Below are 23,288 nucleotides of genomic sequence, written 5' to 3'. Positions count from 1 at the left end.
CCGGTGGGTCCGCCACCGCACCCGCGCCCGCGCGATAACACAGGAGCTCATATCTCCCAACCCCTGCCGAAGATGCACTTTGCCCATTTGCTCGGTAAATTCAATTCACATGACCGCCGCACAAGCAGACCTTGCAGGCGCCCGAAGCGAATTCAACCAACCCCTGACGATCGACACCCCACGAGTGGAGGACGGAGCCGCGATCTGGCGCATAGCCCGCGACTCCGAGGTCCTGGACCTCAACTCCTCGTACAGCTACCTGCTCTGGTGCCGTGACTTCGCCGCGACGTCCGTCGTCGCCCGCGACGGCGGAGGCGAGCCGATCGCCTTCGTCACGGGGTATGTCCGGCCCGAGCGCCCCGAGGCGCTGGTCGTCTGGCAGGTGGCCGTCGACGCGAGCCACCGCGGACGCGGGCTCGCCGGCACCCTGCTCGACGAGCTGACCGTCCGGGCCGCCAAGGAGCTGGGCATCACGGCCGTGGAGACGACCGTGACCCCGGACAACACCGCCTCGGACCGCCTGTTCACCGCGTACGCGGCCCGCCACGGCGCGCCGCTGGAGCGCGAGGTCCTCTTCGACGGCGGCCTGTTCCCCGACGGGGTGCACCAGCCGGAGGTGCTGTACCGCATCGGCCCGCTCGCGACGCTCGCCCCCTGAGCCCGCCCGGCCCCCTTCCCGTACGCGGCCACCCCCGTACGGGACGCGCGTGCCTCCGTACTGACCGCACGCGCCCTCCCCGCGCTTCCTCCTCTCACACCGGCTGGAGACCCCCATGACCATCACCCCGCCCGCACTGAGCGTCTTCGAAACCCTCGAATCCGAGGTACGCAGCTACTGCCGCGGCTGGCCCGCCGTGTTCGACCGCGCGCAGGGCGCCCGCCTGACCGACGAGGACGGCCATGGCTACCTGGACTTCTTCGCCGGCGCCGGATCACTCAACTACGGTCACAACAACCCGGTACTGAAACGGGCGCTGATCGACTACATCGAGCGGGACGGCATCACCCACGGCCTCGACATGGCGACGACCGCGAAACGCGCCTTCCTGGAGTCCTTCCAGAACGTGGTGCTCCGGCCGCGCGACCTGCCGTACAAGGTGATGTTCCCCGGCCCGACCGGCACGAACGCGGTCGAGGCCGCCCTCAAGCTGGCCCGCAAGGTGAAGGGCCGGGAGTCGATCGTCTCCTTCACCAACGCCTTCCACGGCATGTCGCTGGGGTCGCTGGCCGTCACCGGCAACGCGTTCAAGCGCGCCGGGGCCGGTATCCCGCTGGTGCACGGCACCCCGATGCCGTTCGACAACTACCTGGACGGGCAGACGCCCGACTTCCTCTGGTTCGAGCGGCTGCTGGAGGACCAGGGCTCCGGGCTGAACAAGCCCGCGGCCGTGATCGTCGAGACGATCCAGGGCGAGGGCGGCATCAATGTCGCGCGCCCCGAGTGGCTGCGCGCGCTGGCCGACCTCTGCCGCCGCCAGGACATGCTGCTGATCGTCGACGACATCCAGATGGGCTGCGGCCGCACCGGCGCCTTCTTCTCCTTCGAGGAGGCGGGCATCACGCCGGACATCGTCACCCTGTCGAAGTCCATCAGCGGGTACGGGCTCCCCATGTCGCTCTGCCTCTTCAGCCCCGAGCTGGACGTCTGGGAGCCCGGCGAGCACAACGGCACCTTCCGGGGCAACAACCCGGCCTTCGTCACCGCCGCCGCCGCGCTGAACACGTACTGGGCCGACGGGCAGATGGAGAAGCAGACCATCGCGCGCGGCGAGCAGATCGAGCGCGCCCTCGACGCGCTGCGCGCCGAGTCCACCGGCGACGTACCCGAGATCCGTGGCCGCGGCCTGGTCTGGGGCATCGAGTTCGCCGACAAGACCCGCGCGTCCGCCGTCTGCGCCCGCGCCTTCGAGCTGGGGCTGCTGCTGGAGACGTCGGGACCGCAGAGCGAGGTCGTGAAACTGCTGCCGCCGCTCACCATCACCGCCGACGAGCTGGACGAGGGGCTGCGGACCGTGGCCCGCGCCGTCCGCGACACCTCCTGACCGACCCGGCACAGCGACCCGGCACAGCGACCCGGCACACCGACCCGGCGCTGCCGGCGTCCCACCGAGACGTCGCACCAAGGCGTCGCTCCGCTGGGGCGCCGGCAGCGCCGGACAGCGACCCCACCACCGTCGAGAGAGAAAGGCGTCAACGCACCGTGATCGTCCGATCGTTCAAGGACATCGAGAACACCGACCGCCATGTGAGGTCGGCCTCCGGCACCTGGGAGAGCAAGCGCATCGTGCTCGCCAAGGAGAAGGTCGGCTTCTCCCTGCACGAGACCGTGCTGTACGCGGGTACGGAGACGTCGATGTGGTACGCCAACCACATCGAGGCCGTCCTGTGCGTGGAGGGCGAGGCCGAACTCACCGACGAGGAGACCGGCGAGACCCACTGGATCTCCCCCGGCACCATGTATCTGCTCGACGGGCACGAGCGCCACACGCTCCGCCCCAAGACCGATTTCCGCTGTGTCTGCGTGTTCAATCCCCCCGTGACCGGGCGGGAGGACCACGACGAGAACGGCGTCTACCCGCTGCTGACCGAGGAGGGCTGACCATGACCACCACCCCCGTGCACACCGACCTGTACCCGACGCGCGGCCGTGGCGAGGTGACCACGCCGAGGCAGGACCCCGTCGTGTGGTCCCAGCCCGGCGCGGCGGGCCCGATCTCCCCGGACGATCTCGGGGCGTTCGAGCGGGACGGTTTCCTCCCCGTCGACCAGCTCATCGGCCCGGACGAGGTGGTGCTCTACCGCGCCGAGCTGGAACGGCTGATCACGGACCCGGAGGTACGCGCGGACGAGCGCTCGATCATCGAGCCCAAGTCCCAGGACGTACGGTCCGTCTTCGAGATCCACCGCATCAGTGAGATCTTCGCCGGACTCGTGCGCGACGAGCGGGTGGTGGGCCGTGCCCGGCAGATCCTCGGTTCCGACGTCTACGTCCACCAGTCCCGGATCAACGTGAAGCCCGGCTTCGGCGCCTCCGGTTTCTACTGGCACTCGGACTTCGAGACCTGGCACGCGGAGGACGGTCTGCCGAATATGCGGACCGTCTCGGTGTCGATCGCGCTGACCGAGAACTTCGACACCAACGGCGGCCTGATGATCATGCCGGGGTCGCACAAGACGTTCCTCGGCTGCGCGGGCGAGACGCCGAAGGACAACTACCGGCAGTCGCTGAAGATGCAGGGCGCCGGCACGCCCTCCAACGAGGCGCTGACCAGCCTCGCCGACCAGCACGGCATCCGGCTCTTCACGGGCAAGGCCGGGTCCGCGACCTGGTTCGACTGCAACTGCATGCACGGCTCGGGCGACAACATCACGCCGTACCCGCGCAGCAATGTCTTCATCGTGTTCAACAGCGTGGAGAACGCGGCGGTCGAACCGTTCGGGGCGCCGGTGCCCCGGCCCGAGTTCATCGGGGCGCGGGACTTCACCCCGGTGCGCTGAGCCGGCGCACACGCGAGGGGCGCGAGACCGGTCAGGAGGACGACCGGTCCCGCGCCCCTTTCCCGTGTCACGCGGCCGAGTCCTCGCGCTGTACGTCGCCGAGTCCGGCGGCCGGCGCGGTGCAGACGACGGCGAGGACGAGCCGGCCGGCGACGACGAGCCATTTCGTACCAAGGACGGTGCGGCCGAGGCGGGTGGTGGGACACGGACGCCGGCTGCCCGACCTCATCTCCGACCGCATCTCCCGGCGTCTCTCCGCGCGTTCCTGCGCCCGCTCGGCGACGGGCCGCGGTCAGCTCTCCAGGGCCGGGTAGTCGATGTACCCCTGGTCGCCGCCGCCGAAGAAGGTCGCCCGGTCCGGGGCGTTGTACGGGCCGCCCGCCCGCAGCCGGGCCGGCAGGTCCGGGTTGGCGAGGAAGAGCCGCCCGAAGGTGATCAGGTCGGCCGTCCCGTCCTCGATCAGCTTCAGCTCCTCGGCGCCGGTGCCGTTCTCGGTCGCGGCGGTCAGGATGAGCGTCCCCGAGTAGAGCTTGCGAACGGTCCTGGCGAACTCACGCGTGTTCTCGATCAGGCTGAGGTAGGCGAGCCCCAGCCGGTCCAGCTCCTCCACCAGTGCGGTGTACGTCGGCTCCGGGTCGGGCTCTTCGAGTCCCAGCAGCCCGATGGCGGGCGAGAGCCGGATACCGGTGCGCGCCGCCCCGATCTCCGCCGCGACGGCGCGGGTCACCTCGACGGCGAAGCGGATGCGGCCCTCGACGGAACCGCCCCACTCGTCGGTGCGCAGATTGGTGTTGGGGGCGAGGAACTGATGGATCAGATAGCCGTTGGCGCCGTGCACCTCGACGCCGTCGAAGCCCGCCTCGATCGCGTTGCGGGCGGCGGCGGCGAAGTCGGTGACGGTCGCGCGTATCTCGTCGGAGGTCAGTTCGCGCGGGACGACGTAGTCGGCGGGACCCGTGTGCAGATAGATCTGGCCGGGCGCGGCGACGGGTGAGACGCCGACCGGGACCAGGCCGTCCGGGTACAGGTCCGGGTGGCCGATCCGGCCGCCGTGCATGAGCTGGGCGAAGATCCGGCCGCCCGCGGCGTGCACGGCGTCGGTGACCCGGCGCCAGGCCGCGACCTGCTCCCGGCTGTGCAGCCCTGGGGTGTCCGGGTAGCCCTGGCCGAGGACGGAGGGCTGGATCGCCTCGGTGATCAGCAGCCCGGCCGAGGCCCGCTGCCGGTAGTACTCCACCGTCGAATCGGTGGGCGAGTTCCCCGGGCCGAAGGCACGGCTGCGGGTCATGGGGGCGAGCGCGACACGGTTGGCGAGCTGCGTACCCGAGAGGTCGATCGGGTCGAACGCGGTGGTCATGAGGTCTCCTGGGGTCGGGGACGGCCGAACCGGAACAGGGCTGCGGCGCCCGGCCGTACATGGCCGGCCGATGTGTCAACCCCCGCTCGCCCCGGCTCATTCCGTCACGACCGCGGGCGCTGGCCGGACGGCCCATGCGGCGGGACGTCCTGCGCGACGGGACTGCCCATGCGGCCGGACGACCCATGCCGACGGACGACCCGCACGGCCGGACGGCCCACGCGGCCGGACGACCCACGCGGCGGATCAGCTCTCAGCCCAGTCGGCCGGCCGACGCCGACGCCGCCAGCGCGATCAGCGCGGCCGTCTCGTCGAGCGCCGCCTCGTCGTCCGTGAGCCTGCTCGTGGCGATCCGTACGTGCGGCAGGGCGTACGCGACACAGAAGCGGCTGCCCGGGGAGACCGTGACGCCCCGCGCGGCCAGGGTGACCAGCGCGGACGCCTCGTCCGCCACCGGCACCCACAGCATCAGCCCGTCCCGGTTCGCGGTGTGCACCCCGCGCCGGGCGAGCCGCCCGGCGAGCGCCTCGCGCCGCAGGTCGTAGCGGTGGGCGGCGGCCCTTACCGTCCGGGTCGCGCCGTCGTCGGTGAGGAGGTGGGCGAGGGCGTCCTGGAGGATGCGGCTGGTCCAGCCGGTGCCGAACGTCCGCAGCACCCGGGCTCGTTCGACCACCTCGCGCGGCCCGCCGATCACCGCGATGCGCAGGTCGGGGCCGTACGCCTTGGAGTACGAGCGCACCAGGACCGTACGGTCGGGCAGGTGGGTGCCGATACTGGCCACCGGGTCCGCGGCGAGCGGGCCGATGCCGTCGTCCTCCAGCACCATGACGTTCGGGGCGGTCTCCAGCACCCTCGCCAGCTCCGCCGCGCGCTCCTCGCCGACCGTCCAGCCGCACGGCGCCTGCGCCCTGGACTGGTGGAGGAAGAGCGCGGGCCGCCGCTCCAGCGCCTGGGCGAGGGAGCCGGGCAGCGGTCCCTCGCCGTCGCAGGCCACGGGCACGATCTGCGCGTCGAGCGCCTCCAGGATGTCCAGCAGCCGCGCCGCCGTCGGGTCCTCCACGGCGACCCGGTCGCCGGGCACGATCAGGGCCTGGCAGAGCAGTTGCACCCCCTCGTAGCCGCCGCCCACCGCCGTCCACGCCGCCGCCTCGAACGGCCAGGTGTCCCGTACGGCGTCCAGCAGACCGTCCGTGATCGCCGTACGCGAGTAGTCGTTGAGCCGCGGGGTGCGCGCCCCGGCGAGGAGCGCGTCCGCCAGTCCGGGCAGCAGCGCCGGGTCGGGGGCCGCGACCGCGAGGTCCAGGGTGAGATGACTGCCGAGATCGCCGACCCGTTCGAACCGCGCCGGGTGCGGGACGCTCGGCGGGCCGCTGACCACGCTGCCGCGCCGGCCCAGCGTCGTGATCATCCGGTGTCTGCGCAGGACCGCCCACGCCTCCGCGACGGTGCCGGGGCTGACCCCCAGCGCGACGGCGAGCGCGCGCACGGTCGGCAGGGCGCTGCCCGGGGCCAGTTCACCGGAGCGTATGAGGTCGGTCATGGCCGCCGCGACCCCCCGCGCGCTGGGGTCGGGGATGCGCCCGGCCAGTCTGACCGCGCCCTGCGGCCCCGCCGCCCATGCCTTGTCCACCGTTTCGCTCTCCCGCCTCGCCGACACGCTCCGTAGATTACGGCACGGAAAATTTATGTTCGGACACAAAACACATCTTGTTTGACCTATCGCTGAACAATATTGTTCCAGCCATCGCACGGCCGAATATTGCTTATTCGGCTTGATTGTGAACCATGCGAGAAGTGCACCGAAAAGCAAGGAGCGTCCGCTGTGTCATCTCCCGTGATCCATCTGGGGCTACGTGACTGGGACCACCTCGTACCACTGGCCTCCGGCCTGGTGGACGTGGCGGGCTTCACGGTCCGGGTCGACTCGCGGGACGTCACCCCCGATGTGCTCGCCGAGCCGGGACTCGACGGCGGCGAGACCTCGTTCAGCCGCTATGTGCAGGCCCGCGCGGCGGGGGACGACCGGCTCGTCGGGCTCCCCGCGTTCATCATGCGGGGGTTCCGCCACCGCTGCGTCCTGGTACGGGCGGACAGCCCGTTCCGTACCCTCGCCCAGCTCGCCGGGGCCCGGATCGGGCTCACCGGCTGGCCCGACTCGGGCAACACCTGGACCCGGGCGCTGCTGCGCGGCGCCGGGGTGGATCTCACGGGGGTGGAGTGGCGGGTGGGGCCGCTGACCGCCGGGGAGTCGGGCAAGGACCGGGTGGGCGGGCGGCCCCTCCCGGCGAATGTCTCCGTCCTGGCCGAGGGCGACTCGCTGGAGGAGGAGCTGGCCGCGGGCCGGCTGGACGCGGTCCTCACCCCGTTCATGCCGGCGGAGCTGTTCACCTCCGCCAGCCGCTTCCGGCATCTCCTCGACGACCATCCGGCCGCGGAGCGCGCGTACTGGGAGACCACCGGATTCGTCCCCGGCATCCATCTCGTCACGCTCAAGAAGGAGACGGTCGAGGCCCATCCCGCCCTGCCGGCCGCGCTGCTCTCGGCGCTGGAGCGCTCCAAGCACCGCTGGGTCGCCCGGCGCCGGCTGCTCACCGACACCACCCCCTGGCTGCTCCACGAACTCACCGAGTCCGCCCGGCTGTTCGGCGACGACTGGATGCCGTACGGGGCCGATCCCAACGCGGCGATGACCCGCGCCTTCTGCGAGGAGCTGCACGCCCAGGGGATCTGGCCGGAGCCGATAGACCCGCGGGTGGTCTTCCCCGACCCGGCGCTCGCCACCGCCCGCTGACTCGTCACCGCCCGCCGACTTCCCGTCGCCCGCCGACTCCCTGTCGTCCAGCGCCTTCCCGTCGCCCACCGCCTTTCCCCCGCCGGTCCACCGATCCACTTCCGGAGCCCACACCATGCGTATCGCCGTCGGACAGTTCGCCGCCACCCCCGACTGGAAGGACAACCTGACCGCCTGCCAGGAACTCACCGCCGAGGCGGAGCGGGGCGGCGCGGACCTGCTCGTCCTCCCCGAGGGGGTCCTGGCCCGCTTCACCGAGGACCGCCACCGCATCCGCGAGGTCGCCCAGCCGCTGGACGGCCCGTTCGTCACCGAGCTGCGCGCGGCCACCGCCGGGGGGCGCGCCACCGTCGTCGTCGGGATCCACGAACCGTCCGACGACGGCCGCGTGTTCAACACACTGGTGGCGCTGCGCGACGGCGAGCTGATCGCCCGCTACCGGAAGATCCATCTGTACGACGCCTTCGGCGACCAGGAGTCCGCCCACGTGCGCCCGGCGGACGAGCCGCCCGTGATCGTCGAGGTCGCGGGCACCAAGGTCGGCCTGATGACCTGCTACGACGTGCGCTTCCCCGAGCTGGCCCGGCTGCTCGTGGACGCCGGCGCCGAGGTGCTCGCGCTCCCGGCGGCCTGGGTGCGCGGCCCGGCCAAGGAGCGGCACTGGGAGGTCATGACCGCGGCGCGCGCCCTGGAGAACACCTGCTGGGTCGCGGCGAGCGGGGAGTGCGGGCCCCGCAACATCGGCAACAGCCTGATCGTGGACCCGCTCGGCACCGTCCGCTCCCGGCTCGCCGCCGTCCGCGGCCTGGCCTGGGCCGAGGCCGATCCCGACATGACGGCCGCGGCCCGCCGGACGCTGCCCGTCCTCGCCAACCGGCGGTTCGCCGTCGACCCCACCGTCCTTCCCCTCGGAGCCCACTGATGCGCCTGACGCGATCCCCCAAGAGCGTGGCCCTGCTGGCCACCACCGCCCTCACCTGCTGTCTCGTCCTCACGGGCTGCGGCAGCAACCCGCCCCAGGCCGAGGGCGCCAAGGACAGCGCCGCCGGCGGCACGGCCGAGGCCGCCGGGGCCCGGCTCACCGAGGACACGGCGCTGCACGCGCTGCTGCCGGAGAAGAACCGCAAGTCCGGCACGCTGGTCTCGGTCAACAACGGCTCCTTCCCGCCGTACGAGATCGCCGGTTCGGACGGTCACAGCCTCACCGGCGCCTCCGCCGACCTCGCCACCTCGCTCGAACAGCTCCTCGGCGTGAAGATCGAGCACGTCACCGCCGACGGTCTGCCCAGCGAGCTGACCGGCATCAAGGCGGGCCGCTACGACCTCGCCATCGGCCCCGTCGGCGACTTCAAGGAACGTCAGGGCGCCAACGACTTCGTCGACTGGGTGAAGGAGTTCGTCGTCTTCGCGGTGCCCAAGGGGAACCCGCGCGCCATCAACGCCCTCGACGACACCTGCGGCCGGCGGATCGCCGTCATGGGCGGCGGCTCCGCCGAAGGCGTGATCAAGACGCAGTCCGAGAAGTGCGTCAAGGACGGCAAGGCGGCGGTACAGGTCCAGTCCTACAAGGACCAGCCGGGCTCCATCCTGGCGGTGCGCTCCGGCCGGGCCGACGCCTTCTTCTCCTCGCGGGCACCGCTCACGTACTTCGTGTCGCAGGCCAAGGGCGACCTCGAACTCGCCGGGACCGGACAGCCCAACGGCTTCGGCGATCTCTACCAGGGCGCCGTCGTCGCCAAGGACTCGCCGCTGCGCGATGTGCTCCTGAAAGCGATCCAGAAGCTGATCGACAACGGCACCTACGGACAGATCATGAAGAAGTGGGGCCTGTCCGCCAACCAGCTCGACAAGCCCGGCGTCAACCTCGGCGGCGCCGCCTGATCACCGTGAGGAGGTGCGCCGCCCATGGCCACCACTGACGCTCCCCCGCCCATGACCGGCGAGGACCCGGCGCGGCCCGGCTCCCGTACCGGTTCCGGCAGCCCGTCCGACGCGGTCCCCGCCGTGGACGTCGCCGGGGCCACCCCGGTCCGGCATCCCCTGCGCTGGCTCTCGGTCCTGGTCCTCGCGGTCCTCGCCGCCCAGCTCACGCACTTCCTGGTGACCAACGCCAACTTCGAATGGTCCACGGTCGGCAGCTACTTCGGCGCCCAGGTGATCGGCCAGGGCATCGCCACGACCGTCGAACTGACCGTGGTGGCCATGCTCATCGGCATCGTCGGCGGTGTGCTCGTCGCGGTCGGCCGGATGTCGGAGAACCGCGTGCTGAGCGCGGTCTGCGGCGCGTACGTCTGGTTCTTCCGCGGCATCCCGGTCCTGGTCCAGCTGGTGTTCTGGTACAACCTGTCCGCGCTGCTGCCCAGGATCTCCTTCGGGGTGCCGTTCGGCCCCGAGTTCGTCAGCGGGCAGACCAACTCCCTCATCACCCCGCTGCTCGCCGCCATCCTCGGCCTCGGGCTCAACGAGGCCGCGTACATGGCGGAGATCGTGCGCGGCGGGCTGCTCGGCGTCGACCAGGGCCAGTCGGAGGCCGCGGCGGCGCTCGGCATGGGCCGGGCGCGGATCCTGCGGCGGGTGGTGCTTCCCCAGGCGATGCGGTTCATCGTGCCGCCCACCGGCAGCCAGGTCATCAACATGATGAAGGCCACCTCGCTGGTGAGCGTCATCGCGCTGGCCGATCTGCTCTACACCGTGCAGTCGATCTACAACCGCACCTTCGAGACCATCCCGCTGCTGATCGTCGCCTGCCTCTGGTACCTGGTGATGACGTCCGTGCTGTACGTCGGACAGTCGTTCATCGAGCGGTACTACGCGCGCGGGGCGACCCGTAACGCCCCACAGGGCTTCTGGGACTTCGCCTTCTTCCGGCGCCGGGCCGCCGCCGGGGCGCCCCTCGCCGAGGAGCGGGACGCACGGCACGAGCAGGAGGAGAGGACCCCATGACGGAGGACAGCCTGACCAAGGTCCCGGCGCCCGCGACCGCGCCCGGGCCGGCGACCGTGCCCGCTCCCGGGCCTGCTCCCGCTCCTCCGGACGCGGCCGGCCCGCCGCTCGTCATGGCGCGGAACGTCCACAAGAAGTTCGGCCATCTGGAGGTGCTGCGCGGCATCGACCTCGACGTCCGCGCGGGCGAGGTCGTGGTGCTGCTGGGCCCGTCCGGCTCCGGGAAGTCGACGTTCCTGCGGTGCGTCAACCACCTCGAACAGATCGACTCGGGCTCCGTCCACGTCGGCGGCCAGTTGATCGGCTACCGCCGCTCGGGCGCCCGGGTCCACCATCTGCGCCCCGGCGAGGTGACCCGCCAGCGCCGCGACATCGGGATGGTCTTCCAGCACTTCAACCTCTTCCCGCACCTGACGATCCTCGGGAATGTCACGGAGGCGCCGGTGGGCGTGCTCCGCGTGCCGAAGGCGCAGGCGCGCAGGACCGCGCTGGAACTGCTGGAGCGGGTCGGTCTGTCGGACAAGGCCGACGCCTATCCGCGCCAGTTGTCCGGCGGGCAGCAGCAGCGGGTGGCGATCGCCCGCGCCCTGGCGATGCGGCCGAAGCTGATGCTCTTCGACGAGCCGACCAGCGCCCTGGACCCGGAGCTCGTCGGCGAGGTCCTGGCCACCATGCGGGATCTGGCGCGTGACGGGCTCACCATGCTGGTGGTGACGCACGAGATCGGCTTCGCGCGGGAGGTGGCGGACCGGGTGGTGTTCATGGACGGCGGCCGGGTGCTGGAGAGCGGCACTCCGGAGGAGGTGCTCGACCACCCGTCCAACCCGCGGACCAGGGCGTTCCTGGCCCGCTTCCTCTGACCGCCGCGCCCCGCCCCTCCGGCGATGTCCGGCCGCCTGGGCCGCCTGGGCCGCCTAGGCGGCCGGACCGAGGGCCTCCAGCGCCCGGTCCACGTCCTCGGTGGTGTTGTAGAGGTGGAAGGCGGTACGCAGCGAGCCCGCGCGGACCGCGACCGCCACCCGGGCCTGCTGGAGACCGGCGTGGCGGTGGGCCAGTCCCGGCAGTGCGACGACGGCGGAGTCCCCGGCGTCCACCGGCACATGCCCGAGGGCGGCCAGCCCCTTGCGGAAACGGGCGGCGAGGGCGGTGTCATGGGCGTGGATCCGCTCGACGCCGATCTCCTCCAGGAGGGCGAGGGACCGCGCGGCCCCGCAATAGGCGAGGAGGGCCGGCGACTCGTCGTAACGGCGTGCCGAGCGCGCCAGTTCGCCGACGGGCCCGTAGGTGCTGGCCCAGGGGTCCTCGCCCGCGACCCAGCCCGCGTGCAGCGGCACCAGCGACTCCTGCGCCTCCTCGGTCACGGTGAGGAACGAGGTGCCGCGCGGGGAGCACAGGTACTTGTAGCCGGCGGTGACGGTGTAGTCGTACGCCCCCGCCGCCAGCGGCAGCCAGCCGGCCGACTGACTGGCGTCCAGCAGCGTACGGGCGCCGTGCGCCGCGGCGGCGGCCCGCACCCCCGCCAGGTCGGCGATCCTGCCGTCCGCGGACTGCACGGCGGAGAAGGCGACGAGCGCGGTCTCCGGCCGGACCTCCTCGGCCAGCCGGTCCAGCGCGACATAGCGGGGCCGGAGGTCGCCGCGGATCGCGAACGGGGTCGGGACGGAGCTGAACTCCCCCTCGGGCAGCAGGACTTCGGCGCCGGGCCGGAGCGAGGCCGCGATCACCGCGATGTGCACGGCGACCGAGCCGCCGACGGCGACCCGGTCGGCCGGCACCCCGGCGAGCCGGGCGAAGGAGGCACGGGCGGCGTTCACGATCTCGAAGCCGCCGTCCCCCAGCCCGCCCCGCCCGGTCGCGTTGGCTCCTGCCATCTCCTGGACGGCGGCGACGGCCCGGCGGGGCAGCAGGCCACAGGTCGAGGTGTTCAGATACGTCATGTCCGGCGCGAACTCGGCGCCCACCAGGGTGTCCATGCGTGCCACCCTGTGGGCCCGCTCACGCCCGGTCAATCACGCATGTCCGACGGCTGTACCGAAGCGGTGCTCACGCATGCGCCCCGGCCTGCGCACGGCTGTCCCACGCCTGCTCCAGCGCCTGCGTGAAAACCTCGGCGGGCTGGCCGCCGGAGACGCCGTACCGCCGGTCGAGCACGAAGAACGGCACCCCGTTCGCGCCCAGTTCGGCGGCCTCGCGCTGGTCGGCCCGTACCTCGGCGGCGTACGCCTCCGGGTCGGCGAGCACCGCGCGCGCCTCGGCCTCCTCGATCCCCGCCTCGACCGCGAGCCCCACCAGCGTGTCCTCGTCGTAGACGGAGCGCTCCTCGGCGAAGTTGGCCCGGTAGACGAGGTCGAGCAGCGCGTCCTGGCGGCCGCGGGCCTTGGCGAGATGGAGCAGGCGGTGGATATCGAAGGTGCTGCCGTAGTCCCGACCGTCGAGGAGGTAACCGAGTCCTTCCGAGCGCGCGTTGGAGGCGACGTGCTCCTCCATCTCGCGCACCTCCGCCGGGGTGCGCCCCGTCTTGGCCACCAGCATGTCGAGGACCGTCCCGGTGTCCGCCTTGGTCAGCCGGGGGTCCAGCTCGAACGACCGGTGCACGACCTCCACCTCGTCCCGGTGCGCGAATCCGGCCAGCCCCTTCTCGAAGCGGGCCTTGCCGATGTAGCACCAGGGACAGGCGATGTCGCTCCAGATCTCCACGCGCATGTGTCTGATTCCTCCAGGTCACGTCCGCCGCGTTCGCGCCCCGTACGGGCATGGCGACGGCGCTCAGCCGGTACGGAGGCACCCTCCGCCCCCAGCGGCAACGCGCCCGGGCGGCGGCTCATTCCCCACGGCTCATTCCCCGCGCAGGCCGTGGTGGGGAACCTGGTGGATGTAGGAGGCGCCGCACGCGTGGCAGAGCGGCTGCCCGGCGGGGGTGCCCCACAGGTCGGCCGACTGGGTGACGGCCGCCGGGTCGAGGTCACGTCCGCAGAGGGCGGTCGCCTCGTCGGCCCGTGCCATGTGCCAGACGTAGAACCGGGGCTCGGGGTCGCGGGGCGAGGCGCCCTCCTCGTACTCCGCGCGCATTTCGTAGTCCATGGGGTATCTCCTGACCTGCGTCATGACCGGGGAACCGAGGCGGAGACGGAAATGCCCCGTCCGGCGCAGCGGGCCGGACGGGGCGGGAGTGCCGTCCTCACCGGGCGGGATCACCCGGGAGGGAGACCGGTCAGGAGCCCGGTCACAAGACCGGTCAGGAGCCCGGTCACGAGCCCGGTCGGGGCACCGGTCAGGAGAAGACCACCGAGCGCAGCTTGAGCCGCTCGGACGCGGAGCCGCCGGGGCGCAGCGAGTAGTGGTCGCCGTCGCACTCCGGGCCGGTGAAGACCGTGGCGGTGGAGTTGGTGCGGTTGCGCGGCGAGTGGGCGGGCGGTACGTACTCGCCGGCCGCCTGGGGGATCGTGATGCATACCCGGCTCTCGGGGTCCACGAGCTCGCCGGGGCGGGGCTCGCCCGCGATGTCCGTGTAGACGTAGCTGAAGGTGCCCTCGGCGGCCGAGGCCTGACCCGGGAGGGCGACGAGCAGAGTGAGGGCGCCGACGGCGGCGGCCAGAGTGGTGCGGAGGCGCATGCGGGAGAACTCCTTGTGTCGTGCTGGGCCTTGAGGCTCCACGACGCCGCCCCCGCGCGGCGGGCCCGTAGCCGCGGCGTCACCCGAAAGCGCTCGCGGAAACGTTCCACCCTCACCCGTACGGAGCAGTCGGGGCGCGGGTCCCGGAACGCGACCGCCCCACCGCACACGTGTGCGGTGGGGCGGCGGCGGAGCGAGGTGAGTGGGGGCTCAGCTCAGCTCTCGGGGCGGCCGTCGACGCGGCGCGGCAGGTCCAGCGGGTTCTCGTCGCGCAGCTCCGGCGGGAGCAGCGCGGCCGGCGTGGACTGGTAGGAGACCGGGCGCAGCCAGCGCTCGATCGCCGTGGCGCCGACCGAGGTGGAGGTGGAGGTCGTCGCCGGGTAGGGGCCGCCGTGCTGCTGGGCGGGGGCGACCGCGACGCCGGTGGGCCAGCCGTTGACGAGGACGCGGCCGGCCAGCGGGGTCAGCTCGGCAAGGAGCTCGGCGGCGCCGGGCTCGGTGCCGTCGGCCTCCTCGCCCGCGAGGTGGAGGGTGGCGGTGAGGTTGCCGGGGAGGCGGGAGAGGATCGAGGTGACCTCGTCCGTGGAGGTGTAGCGGGCGACGACCGCGACCGGGCCGAAGCACTCCTCCAGCAGCAGGTCGTGCGGTCCCTCCGCGGTGAGCAGTTCGGCGGGCAGGGTGAGGAAGCCCGCGCTGACGGTGTGCTCGCCGCCCGCGCCGGGGGTGACGGGGGCGTCCACGCCGGGGAGCTCGGCCCGTTCGGCCACGCCCGCGACGAAGGCGTCACGCATCCGGTGGTCGAGCATCACGCCGGGCTCGGTCTCGCTGACCGCGGTGGTCAGGGACTTGACCAGCCGGTCGCCGGGCTCGCCGGCCGGGGCGAGCACGAAGCCGGGCTTGGTGCAGAACTGGCCGACGCCCAGTGTCATCGAACCGGCGAGGCCGGCGCCGATCTCCTCGGCGCGTCCGGCCGCGGCGGCCTCGGTGATCACGACGGGGTTGAGGGAGCCCAGTTCGCCGTGGAAGGGGATGGGCGCGGGCCGGGCCGCGGCCGCGTCGAAGAGGGCGCGCCCGCCGCGTACGGAGCCGGTGAAGCCGGCCGCCGACACCAGCGGGTGCTTGACCAGCTCGACACCGGCCTCGAAGCCGTGGACGAGGGAGACGACGTCCTCGGGCAGCCCGACCTGGACGGCGGCCCTGCGCAGCACGGAGACGCACAGCTCGGAGGTGGCCGGGTGGTCGGGGTGCCCCTTGACGACGACCGGGCAGCCGGCCGCGAGCGCGCTCGCGGTGTCGCCGCCGGGTACGGAGAAGGCGAACGGGAAGTTGCTCGCGGAGTAGACGGCGACGACGCCGAGCGGCACCTTGTAGCGGCGCAGGTCGGGCCAGGGCGGCGTACGGTCGGCGTCGGCGTGGTCGATGCGTACGTCGAGGAAGGCGCCCTCGTCGACGACCTCGGCGAAGGCCCGCAGCTGGGCGGTGGTGCGGGCGAGCTCGCCGGTGAGCCGGACGGGCCCGAGGGCGGTCTCGGCGTCCGCCGCCTCGATGACGTGCTCACCCGCGGCGTCGAGCAGGTCGGCCGCCGTCCGGAGCAGGGCCGCGCGCACCGTACGGTCGGCGAGCGCTCCCCTGGCCGCGTGCGCGCCCCGTACCGCGCTGTCCACTTCCTCGGCGGTGGCCTCCCGCGCGACCTGCTCGCGCTGCTTCCCCGTTCGGGGGTCGACACTCCAGACTGGTGCTGCTGCCACCACGGCTTCCTTCCCGACTCACGACGTACGGACCACTCGCCATTCACCGTCGGGCTCCCCGCCCCGGAAGTTGTTCGGTATTCTGAACAGGATTCCTGATAGTGAATGTGCAAGGACTCTATTTCCGCACGTTCTGTGTGGTCAAGAGCGGTCAAGTGGGCAAGGCGAGCGGGCCAGAAGAGGCGAGGGACGATGTCGGCTGCGGAAACCGGTGGAGCACAAGTCAAGTCCGCGGTACGGACGGTCGAGTTGCTCGAATACTTCGCGGGACGCCCCGGCATGCACTCCCTCGCCACCGTCCAGGAGGCCGTCGGCTACCCCAAGTCGAGCCTCTACATGCTGCTGCGCACGCTGGTCGAGCTGGGCTGGGTGGAGACGGACGCGACGGGGACGCGGTACGGCATCGGCGTACGGGCGCTGCTCGTCGGCACGTCGTACATCGACGGGGACGAGGTCGTGGCCGCCGCCCGGCCGACGCTGGACCGGCTCTCGGACGACACCAGTGAGACCATCCACCTCGCGCGGCTCGACGGCACCAATGTGGTCTATCTCGCCACCCGCCAGTCCCAGCACTATCTGCGGCCCTTCACCCGCGTCGGCCGCCGGCTGCCCGCCCACTCGACCTCGCTCGGCAAGGCGCTGCTCGCGACGCACAGCGACGAGCAGGTGCGCAAGCTGCTGCCGGAGACGCTGCCCGCGCTGACCGAGCACACGATCACGGACCGCGAGAAGCTCATCGAGGAGCTGCACACGGTGCGCGAGCAGGGGTACGCCGTGGACCGCGAGGAGAACACCCTCGGGCTGCGCTGCTTCGGGATCGCGATCCCGTACCGGACGCCCGCGCGGGACGCGATCAGCTGCTCGGTGCCGGTGGCCCGGCTCACGCCCGCGCACGAGCAGATGATCAAGGACACCCTGTTCGACGCGCGCGACCGGCTCACGCTCGCGACCCGGCGGCTCTGAGCGCCAGGATGAAGAGTTCCTGAGAAGCGCCTTCCGGGGGAACGCGGCGCCCTCCCCCGCTCGTCCCTCATACGGGATGAACAAGACGATCAGACACACAGCGGTCATCTGCCTCTCCCTGGTGCTCGCCCTCCTCGTACGGGCGACCTGGCTCCAGGTGTACGAGGCCAAGGCGCTCGCGGACGACACGCACAACCGTCGTACCGTCATCGCGCAGTACGCGCAGCCCCTGGGCGACATCGTCGTGGCGGGTTCGCCGGTCACCGGCTCCAGAAGGACGACCGGCGGCGATCTGGCGTACGAGCGCACCTACCGGGACGGCGCCCTCTACGCGCCCGTCACCGGCTACAGCTCGCAGGTGTACGGCTCCACCCAGCTGGAGGGCATCTACGCGGACGTCCTCGACGGGACCGACAGCCGGCTCCGGAACCCGGTCGACGCGCTCATGGGCAAGCAGGCGAAGCCCGGCGACGTGCTGACGACGATCGACCCCGCCGTGCAGCGCGCCGGATACGCCGCGCTGGGCTCCACCAAGGGCGCCGCCGTCGCGATCGACCCGAAGACCGGCCGCGTCCTCGCCGTGGTCAGCACGCCCGGGTACGACCCGACGCGGATCAGCGGGACCACGGACGGCGCGGCGTGGACCCAGCTCACCGAGGACCCGGACAAGCCCATGGTCAACCGCGCCCTGCGGCAGCCGCTGCCGCCGGGTTCGACGTTCAAGCTGGTCGTCGCGGCGGCGGCGCTGGAGGACGGGCTCTACAGCTCGGTGGACGAGGCGACGGACAGCCCCGATCCGTACACACTGCCCACGACGAGCCAGGAGCTGGGCAACGAGAACGCCTCCGCGCCCTGCGCGAACGCGACGATCCGCACCGCGCTGCGGTACTCCTGCAACACCGTCTTCGCGAAGATGGCCGTCGATCTCGGGCAGGACAAGGTCCGGGCCATGGCGGAGAAGTTCGGGTTCAACGACACTACGCAGGACATGCCGGTGCGCGCCTCGGCGAGCGTCTACCCGTCCGGTATGGACAAGGCGCAGACGGCGCTGACCGGCATCGGCCAGTTCGATGTGACGGCGACGCCGCTCCAGATGGCGATGGTCTCGGCGGCGCTGGCCGACGACGGGCTGATGGCCGCGCCCCACATGGTGTCGAAGGTCGTGGACGCGGACGGGGACACCCTCCAGGAGTACCCGGACGGGGACACGACCCGGATCGTCTCGTCCGCCACGGCGGAACAGCTGCGCAGCGCGATGGTGACGGTCGTCCAGGACGGCACCGGGACCAACGCGCGGATCGACGGCGCGGAGGTGGGCGGCAAGACGGGCACCGCGCAGCACGGCGTGGAGAACAGCCGCACCCCGTACGCCTGGTTCACGTCGTACGCGAAGGACGCGACCGGCGGCAAGCAGGTGGCGGTCGCGGTGATCGTGGAGGACTCGGGCGCGGCGCGCTCGGAGGTCAGCGGCAACGGACTGGCCGCGCCGATCGCGCAGAAGATGATGAAGGCGGCGCTGAAGTGACCCGTGCGGCCGGTGCGGCGGGTGCCGCCTGCACCGCCGGTCCTGTCTGTGCCGCCGGTGCTGTCCGTGCCGCCCGCGTCGCCCGGATCTGAGGATCCTCAGCTCCCTCGGCTCCCCCGGCGAGGCGGGAAGTAGGTCTTTCTCCCCATGCGGCGGCCCGCTCCTCAGCCGCCACACTGACGCCCGGTGCGCCGCGGCGGAAGGGGTGGGTGGAGACCATGGGGTCGACGCGTGGGGGCGTGGTACGGGACCGGAACGCGGCGCTCTACCTCGCCGGGATCGTGGTCTCCGGGTTCGGCACGTCCGCGATGTGGCTGGTGTCGGGGGTCTGGGTCAAGTCGCTGACGGGGTCGGACAGTCTGGCCGCGCTCACGGTCTTCGCGATGTGGGCGCCGGTCCTGGTGGGCCCGCTGCTGGGGGTGGTGGCCGACCGGGTGCGGCGGCGCCCGCTGCTGATCGGCTGCCAGCTCGCGATGGCGGCGCTGCTCACGGCGCTGCCCGCGGTGGACTCGGCGGACCGGGTCTGGATCCTGTTCTGCGTGCTGTTCGTGTACGGCGCGAGCGGCGTCGTCCAGGACGCGGCGGAGGCGGCCCTGGTCGCCGCCGCCGTCGACCGGCGGCTGCTGGGCGACTTCAACGGGCTGCGGATGACCGCCAGCGAGGGCATGAAGCTGCTGGCGCCGCTCGCGGGCGCCGCGCTCTACGCGCGGTACGGCGGCGGCCCCGTCGCGCTCCTCGACGCGGCGACGTTCGTCCTGGCCGCGGGCCTCTTCGCGCTGCTGCGGGTACGGGAGGACCGGCCGGACCCGGCGCCGCCGGGCGCCTGGCGGACCGGGCTCGTGGCGGGCGTCCGGCGGCTGCGGGACTCGCCGGCCGTCCGCCCGCTCGTCCGCGCCGCGTCGGTCACGATGCTGCTCGCGGGGGTCAACGGGGCGGTCGTCTACGCCGTGATCGACCGGGGACTGGGCCACGCCCCGGCGTACGCGGGGGTGCTGTACGCGGCGCAGGGGGCCGGATCCGTACTGACCGGGATCCTCGCCGGTCCCCTGCTGCGGCGGCTGCCCGAGCGGGGGTACGCCGCGGCCGGGATCGCGCTGTTCGCGGTGTCGGTCGCGGCGCGGGCGCTGCCGTACGACGCGGTGGTGCTGGCGAGCGCCGTGGGGGTGGGCCTGGGGCTGCCGTGTGTGCTGATCGCCGCGCTCACCGCCGTCCAGCGGGAGACACCGGACGCGGTGCTCGGCCGGACGGCGGCGACCGCCAACACGCTGATCCACGTCCCGAACGCGGTGGCGCTGGGGCTCGGCGCGGGGCTGGTGGCCGTCGTCGACCACACCGTGCTGCTGGCGGTGGCCGGTGTGGCCGGGCTGCTGACGGCCGGAGGGCTCCTGCGGGCGGCGCCGGGGACGGCGGCAGGGGCGGGCGGGAGTGCGGACCCGGCAGGAGGGGCCGCGGGCCCGGCGGGCGCGGGGGAAGGATCCGCCGGCTCATCCGCCCAGTTGTGAGAGCGCCGCCCTGACCGCCGCCAGGTCCGCGTCGGAGGCGAGTCCCGCGTGGTAGAGGCGCAGTTCGGTCGCGCCGAGTTCCGCCGCGCGCACCGCGTCGTCGGCGAGGGTGGCCGGGCCCCCGCCCATGCCGCTCACGACGCCGAAGTTGGCGGCCAGCACGGAGGTTCCGGTGCGGTGGTCCGCGAACGGGCCGAGCATCGCCGGTGCCGCGCCGCCCCCGCAGGGCAGGACCACGCCGTCCGCGACGCCGAGGATGTGCGCCGGGTCCACGCCGGTGTTGGCGCCGACCCGGTACGAGGCCGGGTCGGCGTGGAGCAGCACCTGGAAGCCGGGGGGCGCCTCCGCCCGTACGGCCGCGACGGCCGCCTCCTGGAACCCGCGGGCGACGCCGCCGCGCCACGCGTCGACGAGGGCCGCGAGATCCGCGCCGAGCAGCTTCTCGACGGCGGGCCATCCGCTCTCCTGGGAGCCGGTGGCCCACACGGGCTCCAGGGAGCGGCGGACGCCCGCGGCCACCTCGTCCGGGTCGGCCCCGAGAGCCGCGTACCCCTCCCGGCAGACCGTGCAGAAGCAGAGCGACATCAGGTACTGCGCGGCGTCCCCGAGGGCGACGCCGGCGGTCTTGTCGTGGGCGTGCAGATGGCCGAATCCGTACCAGCCGCAGGATTCCAGCTCGGTGCCGCCCGTGCCGGGGCGGACGCCTGCCTCGGCGGCCAGCTCCGTCAGGTACGCGGCGACGTCGGGGCGCGCCACGCACGGCGCCCAGGGGTAGCGGTCGCCGTAGGCGTTGACCACGGAGGTGTCGGGGCGCTCCGCGCCGAGCCGGGAGTTGTGCGCGAGGACGACCCAGCTGTGCACGTCGAGCCCCGCCCCGGCGAGCGCCTCGGCGGCCGCCCGGTAGGCGTCGCCCGGGGCCCAGTCGCCCGCGGGGTACGGACGCGGCTCGCGGCCCGCCCAGCGGGCGGCGTCCGGCGGGTAGAGGACGGCGGCGTGCTCGGCGGTGACGATCCGGTGGCGCGGGTGGCGGGGGGTCAGGGCGCGGGTGGAGTGATAGGCCGCGGCGAGGGTGACCTGCCGGACGCCGAGGTCAGCGATCCTGGCGGGGGCGTCGGGGTCGCCCACGACGTCCCAGGGGTAGACGAAGGTGGAAGTCCTCACGCGTCCTCCTCACGGGTGCCGCCGGTGCCGCCGGTCGGGCCGAAGTCGCCGGTCGGGCCGTCGGGGAGCAGCGTACGGCCGTGCTCGATGAGTTCGGCGAGGACCTTGAGGTGGTCGGCGCCCGGTTCGCGCAGCGGTGGCCGTACCTCTCCGACGTCCAGGCCGCCGAGCCGTACCCCCGCCTTGACGAGCGAGACGGCATAGCCGCGGCCCAGGTTGCGCAGTTCGACCAGGGGTACGAAGAAGCCGTCGAGCAGCCGGGTGGCCGTCGCGTCGTCCCCGGTGGTCAGCGCCCGGTGGAAGGCGAGCGCGATGTCGGGCGCGAAGGCGAAGACCGCGGAGGAGTAGAGGGTGACGCCGATGCCCCGGTAGGCGAGCCCGGTGAGTTCGGCGGTGGGCAGCCCGTTGAAGTACAGGAACTCCCGCCCGGGGAGTTCCCGGCGGACGGTGCTGACGATGCGCTGGAGCAGATCGAGGTCGCCGTAGCCGTCCTTCAACCCGATGATCTTCTCGACCCGCGCCAGGGCGACCACGGTCGCGGGGGTGAAGACCACGTTGTCGCGCTGGTAGACGATGGTCTCCAGGGAGGTGGCGGCGGCCAGCGCGGTGTAGTGGCGGACCAGCCCCTCCTGGTCGGCGACGACCAGATAGGGCGGCAGGGCGAGCAGCCCGTCCGCGCCCGCCTCCTCGGCGATCCGCGCGTACCGGACGGCGAGCGCCGTGCCGTAGCCGGCGCCCGCCACGACGGGGACGCGGCCCGCGGTCTCCTCGACGGCGGCGGCGACGCACTGCCGGAACTCGTCCGGGTCCAGCGCGTGGAACTCACCCGTGCCGCAGCACGCGAAGACGGCGGCGGCGCCCGCGTCGACACCGGCGCGCACATGCGCGCGGTAGGCGTCGAGGTCGAGACCGCCGTCCGGTCCGTACGCGGTGACGGGGAAGAACAACGGCCCGGCCACTTCGGTGAGGCGGGCGGCGAGCGGGGCTGAGGTCACGGGCGCTCCCTGGCCGTGCGGCGAGCGGCCGACCGCTCGTGCACCAATATGATCGACGTCCACGTTTCTGAACGCCGCCACGCTAGGCCAGCCCTGAGGCGCCGGTCAAGACGGTGCACGGCAACCCGGGGACGGAATGGCCACCTTCGGGCGACACTTGACGATGCCCGGCCAGACTCCCTATTTTGTCCATGCATGTGAATTCCGTCTACGAATCTGAGTGCGTTCCAAACCGTCGAGATCTGAACCATCGAGAACGGTCGAGAACGGTCGAGCACCGTCGAGATCCGAACCGCCGAGAACCGTCGAGGAGATTCCGCCCATGCCCGCACCCCGCACCGTCCTGCTCACCGGCGCCGCCGGCGGCCTCGGCACCCTGATGCGGGGCCTGCTGCCCGCGTACGGCTACGAGCTGCGGCTTTTCGACGCCACGCCCATCGAGGGCGAGCCGGACGCGATCACGGCGGACCTGGCGGACAAGGCGGCGCTGCGCGAGGCGGTGACGGGTGTCGACGCGATCATCCACCTCGCGGGCATCTCGCTGGAAGCCTCCTTCGACAAGATCCTGCGCGCCAACATCGAAGGCACGTACAACCTGTACGAGGCGGCGCACGCGGCGGGAGTACGGCGCACGGTGTTCGCCTCCAGCAACCACACCGTCGGCTTCACCCCGCGCCCCGAGCCCGGCGAGCCGCTGATTCCGATCGACACGCCGCGCCGCCCCGACACCTTCTACGGGCTCTCCAAGTGCTTCGGCGAGGACCTGGCGCAGCTCTACTGGGAACTGCACGGCCAGGAGACCGTCTCCGTACGCATCGGCTCCTGCTTCCTGGAGCCCACCACGGTCCGGATGCTCTCCATCTGGCTGAGCCCCGGCGACTGCGCCCGGCTCTTCCACGCGGCGCTCACCGCCGAGGACGTCGGCCACACCACCGTCTACGGCTCGTCCGCCAACACCCGGCTGTGGTGGGACCTGACGACCGCGCGGGCGCTGGGGTACGAGCCGCAGGACGACTCGGAGCAGTACGCCGAGAAGCTCATCGCGGAGCAGGGCGAGGCGGATCCGGCCAACCCCGCGCACACGCGGCTGGGCGGCGCCTTCACCACCGACCCGCCGCAGTGGCCGTACTGACCGGGGCGTCCGAGGGGGCGTCCGAAGGGGCAGGAAGCCTTCGAAGGTAAGGGAACGGCA

The 23,288-nt window shown here is 72.6% G+C and carries 23 protein-coding genes; 13 read left to right on the top strand and 10 right to left on the bottom strand.

Features of this window, described 5'->3' with window-relative positions:
- The first annotated feature begins 109 nt into the window (after positions 1-109).
- The 4 genes from ectA (at position 110) to thpD (ending at position 3,498) form a co-directional block, all read left to right on the top strand.
- Positions 110-658 carry a diaminobutyrate acetyltransferase gene (gene ectA / locus AB0P17_RS08270; protein WP_365808732.1) on the top strand — a complete coding sequence of 183 codons (549 nt, stop codon included), beginning with the start codon at positions 110-112 and terminating at the stop codon, positions 656-658.
- A gap of 115 nt (positions 659-773) precedes the next feature.
- Entirely contained in the window at positions 774-2,042 is a 1,269-nt protein-coding gene (ectB, locus tag AB0P17_RS08265) for a diaminobutyrate--2-oxoglutarate transaminase (protein ID WP_365808730.1), read from the top strand.
- Positions 2,043-2,200: 158 nt separating this feature from the next.
- A complete protein-coding gene (locus AB0P17_RS08260; protein ID WP_365808728.1) occupies positions 2,201-2,599 on the top strand; it encodes an ectoine synthase in 399 nt (132 codons plus the stop codon).
- Positions 2,600-2,601: 2 nt separating this feature from the next.
- The gene (gene thpD / locus AB0P17_RS08255; protein WP_365808726.1) at positions 2,602-3,498 is read left to right on the top strand and encodes an ectoine hydroxylase; all 897 of its coding nucleotides are present in this window, start codon (positions 2,602-2,604) and stop codon (positions 3,496-3,498) included.
- A gap of 67 nt (positions 3,499-3,565) precedes the next feature.
- Here thpD and AB0P17_RS08250 read toward each other — a convergent pair whose 3' ends face one another.
- The 3 genes from AB0P17_RS08250 to AB0P17_RS08240 all read right to left on the bottom strand — a co-directional run bounded on the left by AB0P17_RS08250 (position 3,566) and on the right by AB0P17_RS08240 (position 6,512).
- Positions 3,566-3,727 (bottom strand): hypothetical protein, encoded by a 162-nt coding sequence (locus tag AB0P17_RS08250; protein WP_365808724.1) that lies wholly within the window; start codon positions 3,725-3,727, stop codon positions 3,566-3,568.
- A gap of 63 nt (positions 3,728-3,790) precedes the next feature.
- On the bottom strand, positions 3,791-4,855 hold the full coding sequence (locus AB0P17_RS08245; RefSeq protein WP_365808722.1) for an alkene reductase: 1,065 nt from the start codon (positions 4,853-4,855) through the stop codon (positions 3,791-3,793).
- A gap of 253 nt (positions 4,856-5,108) precedes the next feature.
- Positions 5,109-6,512, bottom strand: coding sequence for an aminotransferase class I/II-fold pyridoxal phosphate-dependent enzyme (locus AB0P17_RS08240; RefSeq protein WP_365808720.1), 1,404 nt, complete (start codon positions 6,510-6,512; stop codon positions 5,109-5,111).
- Between the two features lie 165 nt (positions 6,513-6,677).
- Between AB0P17_RS08240 and AB0P17_RS08235 the strand changes: the two genes are divergently transcribed.
- The 5 genes from AB0P17_RS08235 (at position 6,678) to AB0P17_RS08215 (ending at position 11,449) form a co-directional block, all read left to right on the top strand.
- Positions 6,678-7,646 carry a hypothetical protein gene (locus tag AB0P17_RS08235; RefSeq protein ID WP_365808718.1) on the top strand — a complete coding sequence of 323 codons (969 nt, stop codon included), beginning with the start codon at positions 6,678-6,680 and terminating at the stop codon, positions 7,644-7,646.
- Between the two features lie 115 nt (positions 7,647-7,761).
- Positions 7,762-8,568: a deaminated glutathione amidase gene (locus tag AB0P17_RS08230; protein WP_365808717.1), complete on the top strand. Its 807-nt coding sequence runs from the start codon at positions 7,762-7,764 to the stop codon at positions 8,566-8,568.
- Positions 8,568-9,527, top strand: a complete 960-nt coding sequence (locus AB0P17_RS08225) for an ABC transporter substrate-binding protein (protein WP_365808715.1) — start codon at positions 8,568-8,570, stop codon at positions 9,525-9,527. The genes AB0P17_RS08230 and AB0P17_RS08225 overlap by 1 nt, the downstream gene beginning before the upstream one ends.
- A 24-nt stretch (positions 9,528-9,551) precedes the next feature.
- Positions 9,552-10,589 (top strand): amino acid ABC transporter permease, encoded by a 1,038-nt coding sequence (locus AB0P17_RS08220; RefSeq protein WP_365808713.1) that lies wholly within the window; start codon positions 9,552-9,554, stop codon positions 10,587-10,589.
- 113 nt (positions 10,590-10,702) lie between these two features.
- Complete coding sequence (locus AB0P17_RS08215) at positions 10,703-11,449, top strand: amino acid ABC transporter ATP-binding protein (protein ID WP_365808830.1); 747 nt, start codon at positions 10,703-10,705, stop codon at positions 11,447-11,449.
- 54 nt (positions 11,450-11,503) lie between these two features.
- Here AB0P17_RS08215 and AB0P17_RS08210 read toward each other — a convergent pair whose 3' ends face one another.
- From AB0P17_RS08210 to AB0P17_RS08190, 5 genes are all read right to left on the bottom strand, one after another.
- Positions 11,504-12,562 (bottom strand): aminotransferase class V-fold PLP-dependent enzyme, encoded by a 1,059-nt coding sequence (locus AB0P17_RS08210; RefSeq protein WP_365808711.1) that lies wholly within the window; start codon positions 12,560-12,562, stop codon positions 11,504-11,506.
- Between the two features lie 70 nt (positions 12,563-12,632).
- Positions 12,633-13,292, bottom strand: coding sequence for a DsbA family oxidoreductase (locus AB0P17_RS08205; protein WP_365808709.1), 660 nt, complete (start codon positions 13,290-13,292; stop codon positions 12,633-12,635).
- 132 nt (positions 13,293-13,424) lie between these two features.
- On the bottom strand, positions 13,425-13,670 hold the full coding sequence (locus AB0P17_RS08200) for a hypothetical protein (protein WP_365808707.1): 246 nt from the start codon (positions 13,668-13,670) through the stop codon (positions 13,425-13,427).
- 190 nt (positions 13,671-13,860) lie between these two features.
- Positions 13,861-14,202 carry a hypothetical protein gene (locus tag AB0P17_RS08195; RefSeq protein WP_365808705.1) on the bottom strand — a complete coding sequence of 114 codons (342 nt, stop codon included), beginning with the start codon at positions 14,200-14,202 and terminating at the stop codon, positions 13,861-13,863.
- Between the two features lie 215 nt (positions 14,203-14,417).
- Positions 14,418-15,950, bottom strand: a complete 1,533-nt coding sequence (locus tag AB0P17_RS08190) for an aldehyde dehydrogenase (NADP(+)) (RefSeq protein ID WP_365808704.1) — start codon at positions 15,948-15,950, stop codon at positions 14,418-14,420.
- A gap of 192 nt (positions 15,951-16,142) precedes the next feature.
- Between AB0P17_RS08190 and AB0P17_RS08185 the strand changes: the two genes are divergently transcribed.
- The 3 genes from AB0P17_RS08185 (at position 16,143) to AB0P17_RS08175 (ending at position 19,940) form a co-directional block, all read left to right on the top strand.
- Complete coding sequence (locus tag AB0P17_RS08185; RefSeq protein ID WP_365808702.1) at positions 16,143-16,913, top strand: IclR family transcriptional regulator; 771 nt, start codon at positions 16,143-16,145, stop codon at positions 16,911-16,913.
- Positions 16,914-16,989: 76 nt separating this feature from the next.
- The gene (locus AB0P17_RS08180) at positions 16,990-18,438 is read left to right on the top strand and encodes a penicillin-binding transpeptidase domain-containing protein (RefSeq protein WP_365808700.1); all 1,449 of its coding nucleotides are present in this window, start codon (positions 16,990-16,992) and stop codon (positions 18,436-18,438) included.
- A gap of 218 nt (positions 18,439-18,656) precedes the next feature.
- Entirely contained in the window at positions 18,657-19,940 is a 1,284-nt protein-coding gene (locus tag AB0P17_RS08175) for an MFS transporter (RefSeq protein WP_365808698.1), read from the top strand.
- On the opposite strand, the gene AB0P17_RS08170 is transcribed toward AB0P17_RS08175, so the two are convergent.
- Together AB0P17_RS08170 and AB0P17_RS08165 are read right to left on the bottom strand one after the other, a co-directional pair.
- On the bottom strand, positions 19,923-21,101 hold the full coding sequence (locus AB0P17_RS08170) for a hypothetical protein (RefSeq protein ID WP_365808697.1): 1,179 nt from the start codon (positions 21,099-21,101) through the stop codon (positions 19,923-19,925). The genes AB0P17_RS08175 and AB0P17_RS08170 overlap by 18 nt on opposite strands.
- Positions 21,098-22,096: a 5-dehydro-4-deoxyglucarate dehydratase gene (locus AB0P17_RS08165; RefSeq protein ID WP_365808695.1), complete on the bottom strand. Its 999-nt coding sequence runs from the start codon at positions 22,094-22,096 to the stop codon at positions 21,098-21,100. Before AB0P17_RS08165 ends, AB0P17_RS08170 begins: the two co-directional genes overlap by 4 nt.
- Before the next feature lie 322 nt (positions 22,097-22,418).
- Here AB0P17_RS08165 and AB0P17_RS08160 point away from each other — a divergent pair, with 322 nt between their 5' ends.
- On the top strand, positions 22,419-23,228 hold the full coding sequence (locus tag AB0P17_RS08160) for an NAD(P)-dependent oxidoreductase (RefSeq protein ID WP_365808693.1): 810 nt from the start codon (positions 22,419-22,421) through the stop codon (positions 23,226-23,228).
- Positions 23,229-23,288: the final 60 nt, after the last annotated feature.

It is taken from the genome of Streptomyces sp. NPDC088124, from assembly GCF_040685895.1.
Lineage (GTDB): Bacteria > Actinomycetota > Actinomycetes > Streptomycetales > Streptomycetaceae > Streptomyces.
The sequence above is the reverse complement of the archived record's forward strand: the minus strand, read 5'-3'. Positions and strand labels throughout refer to the sequence as shown.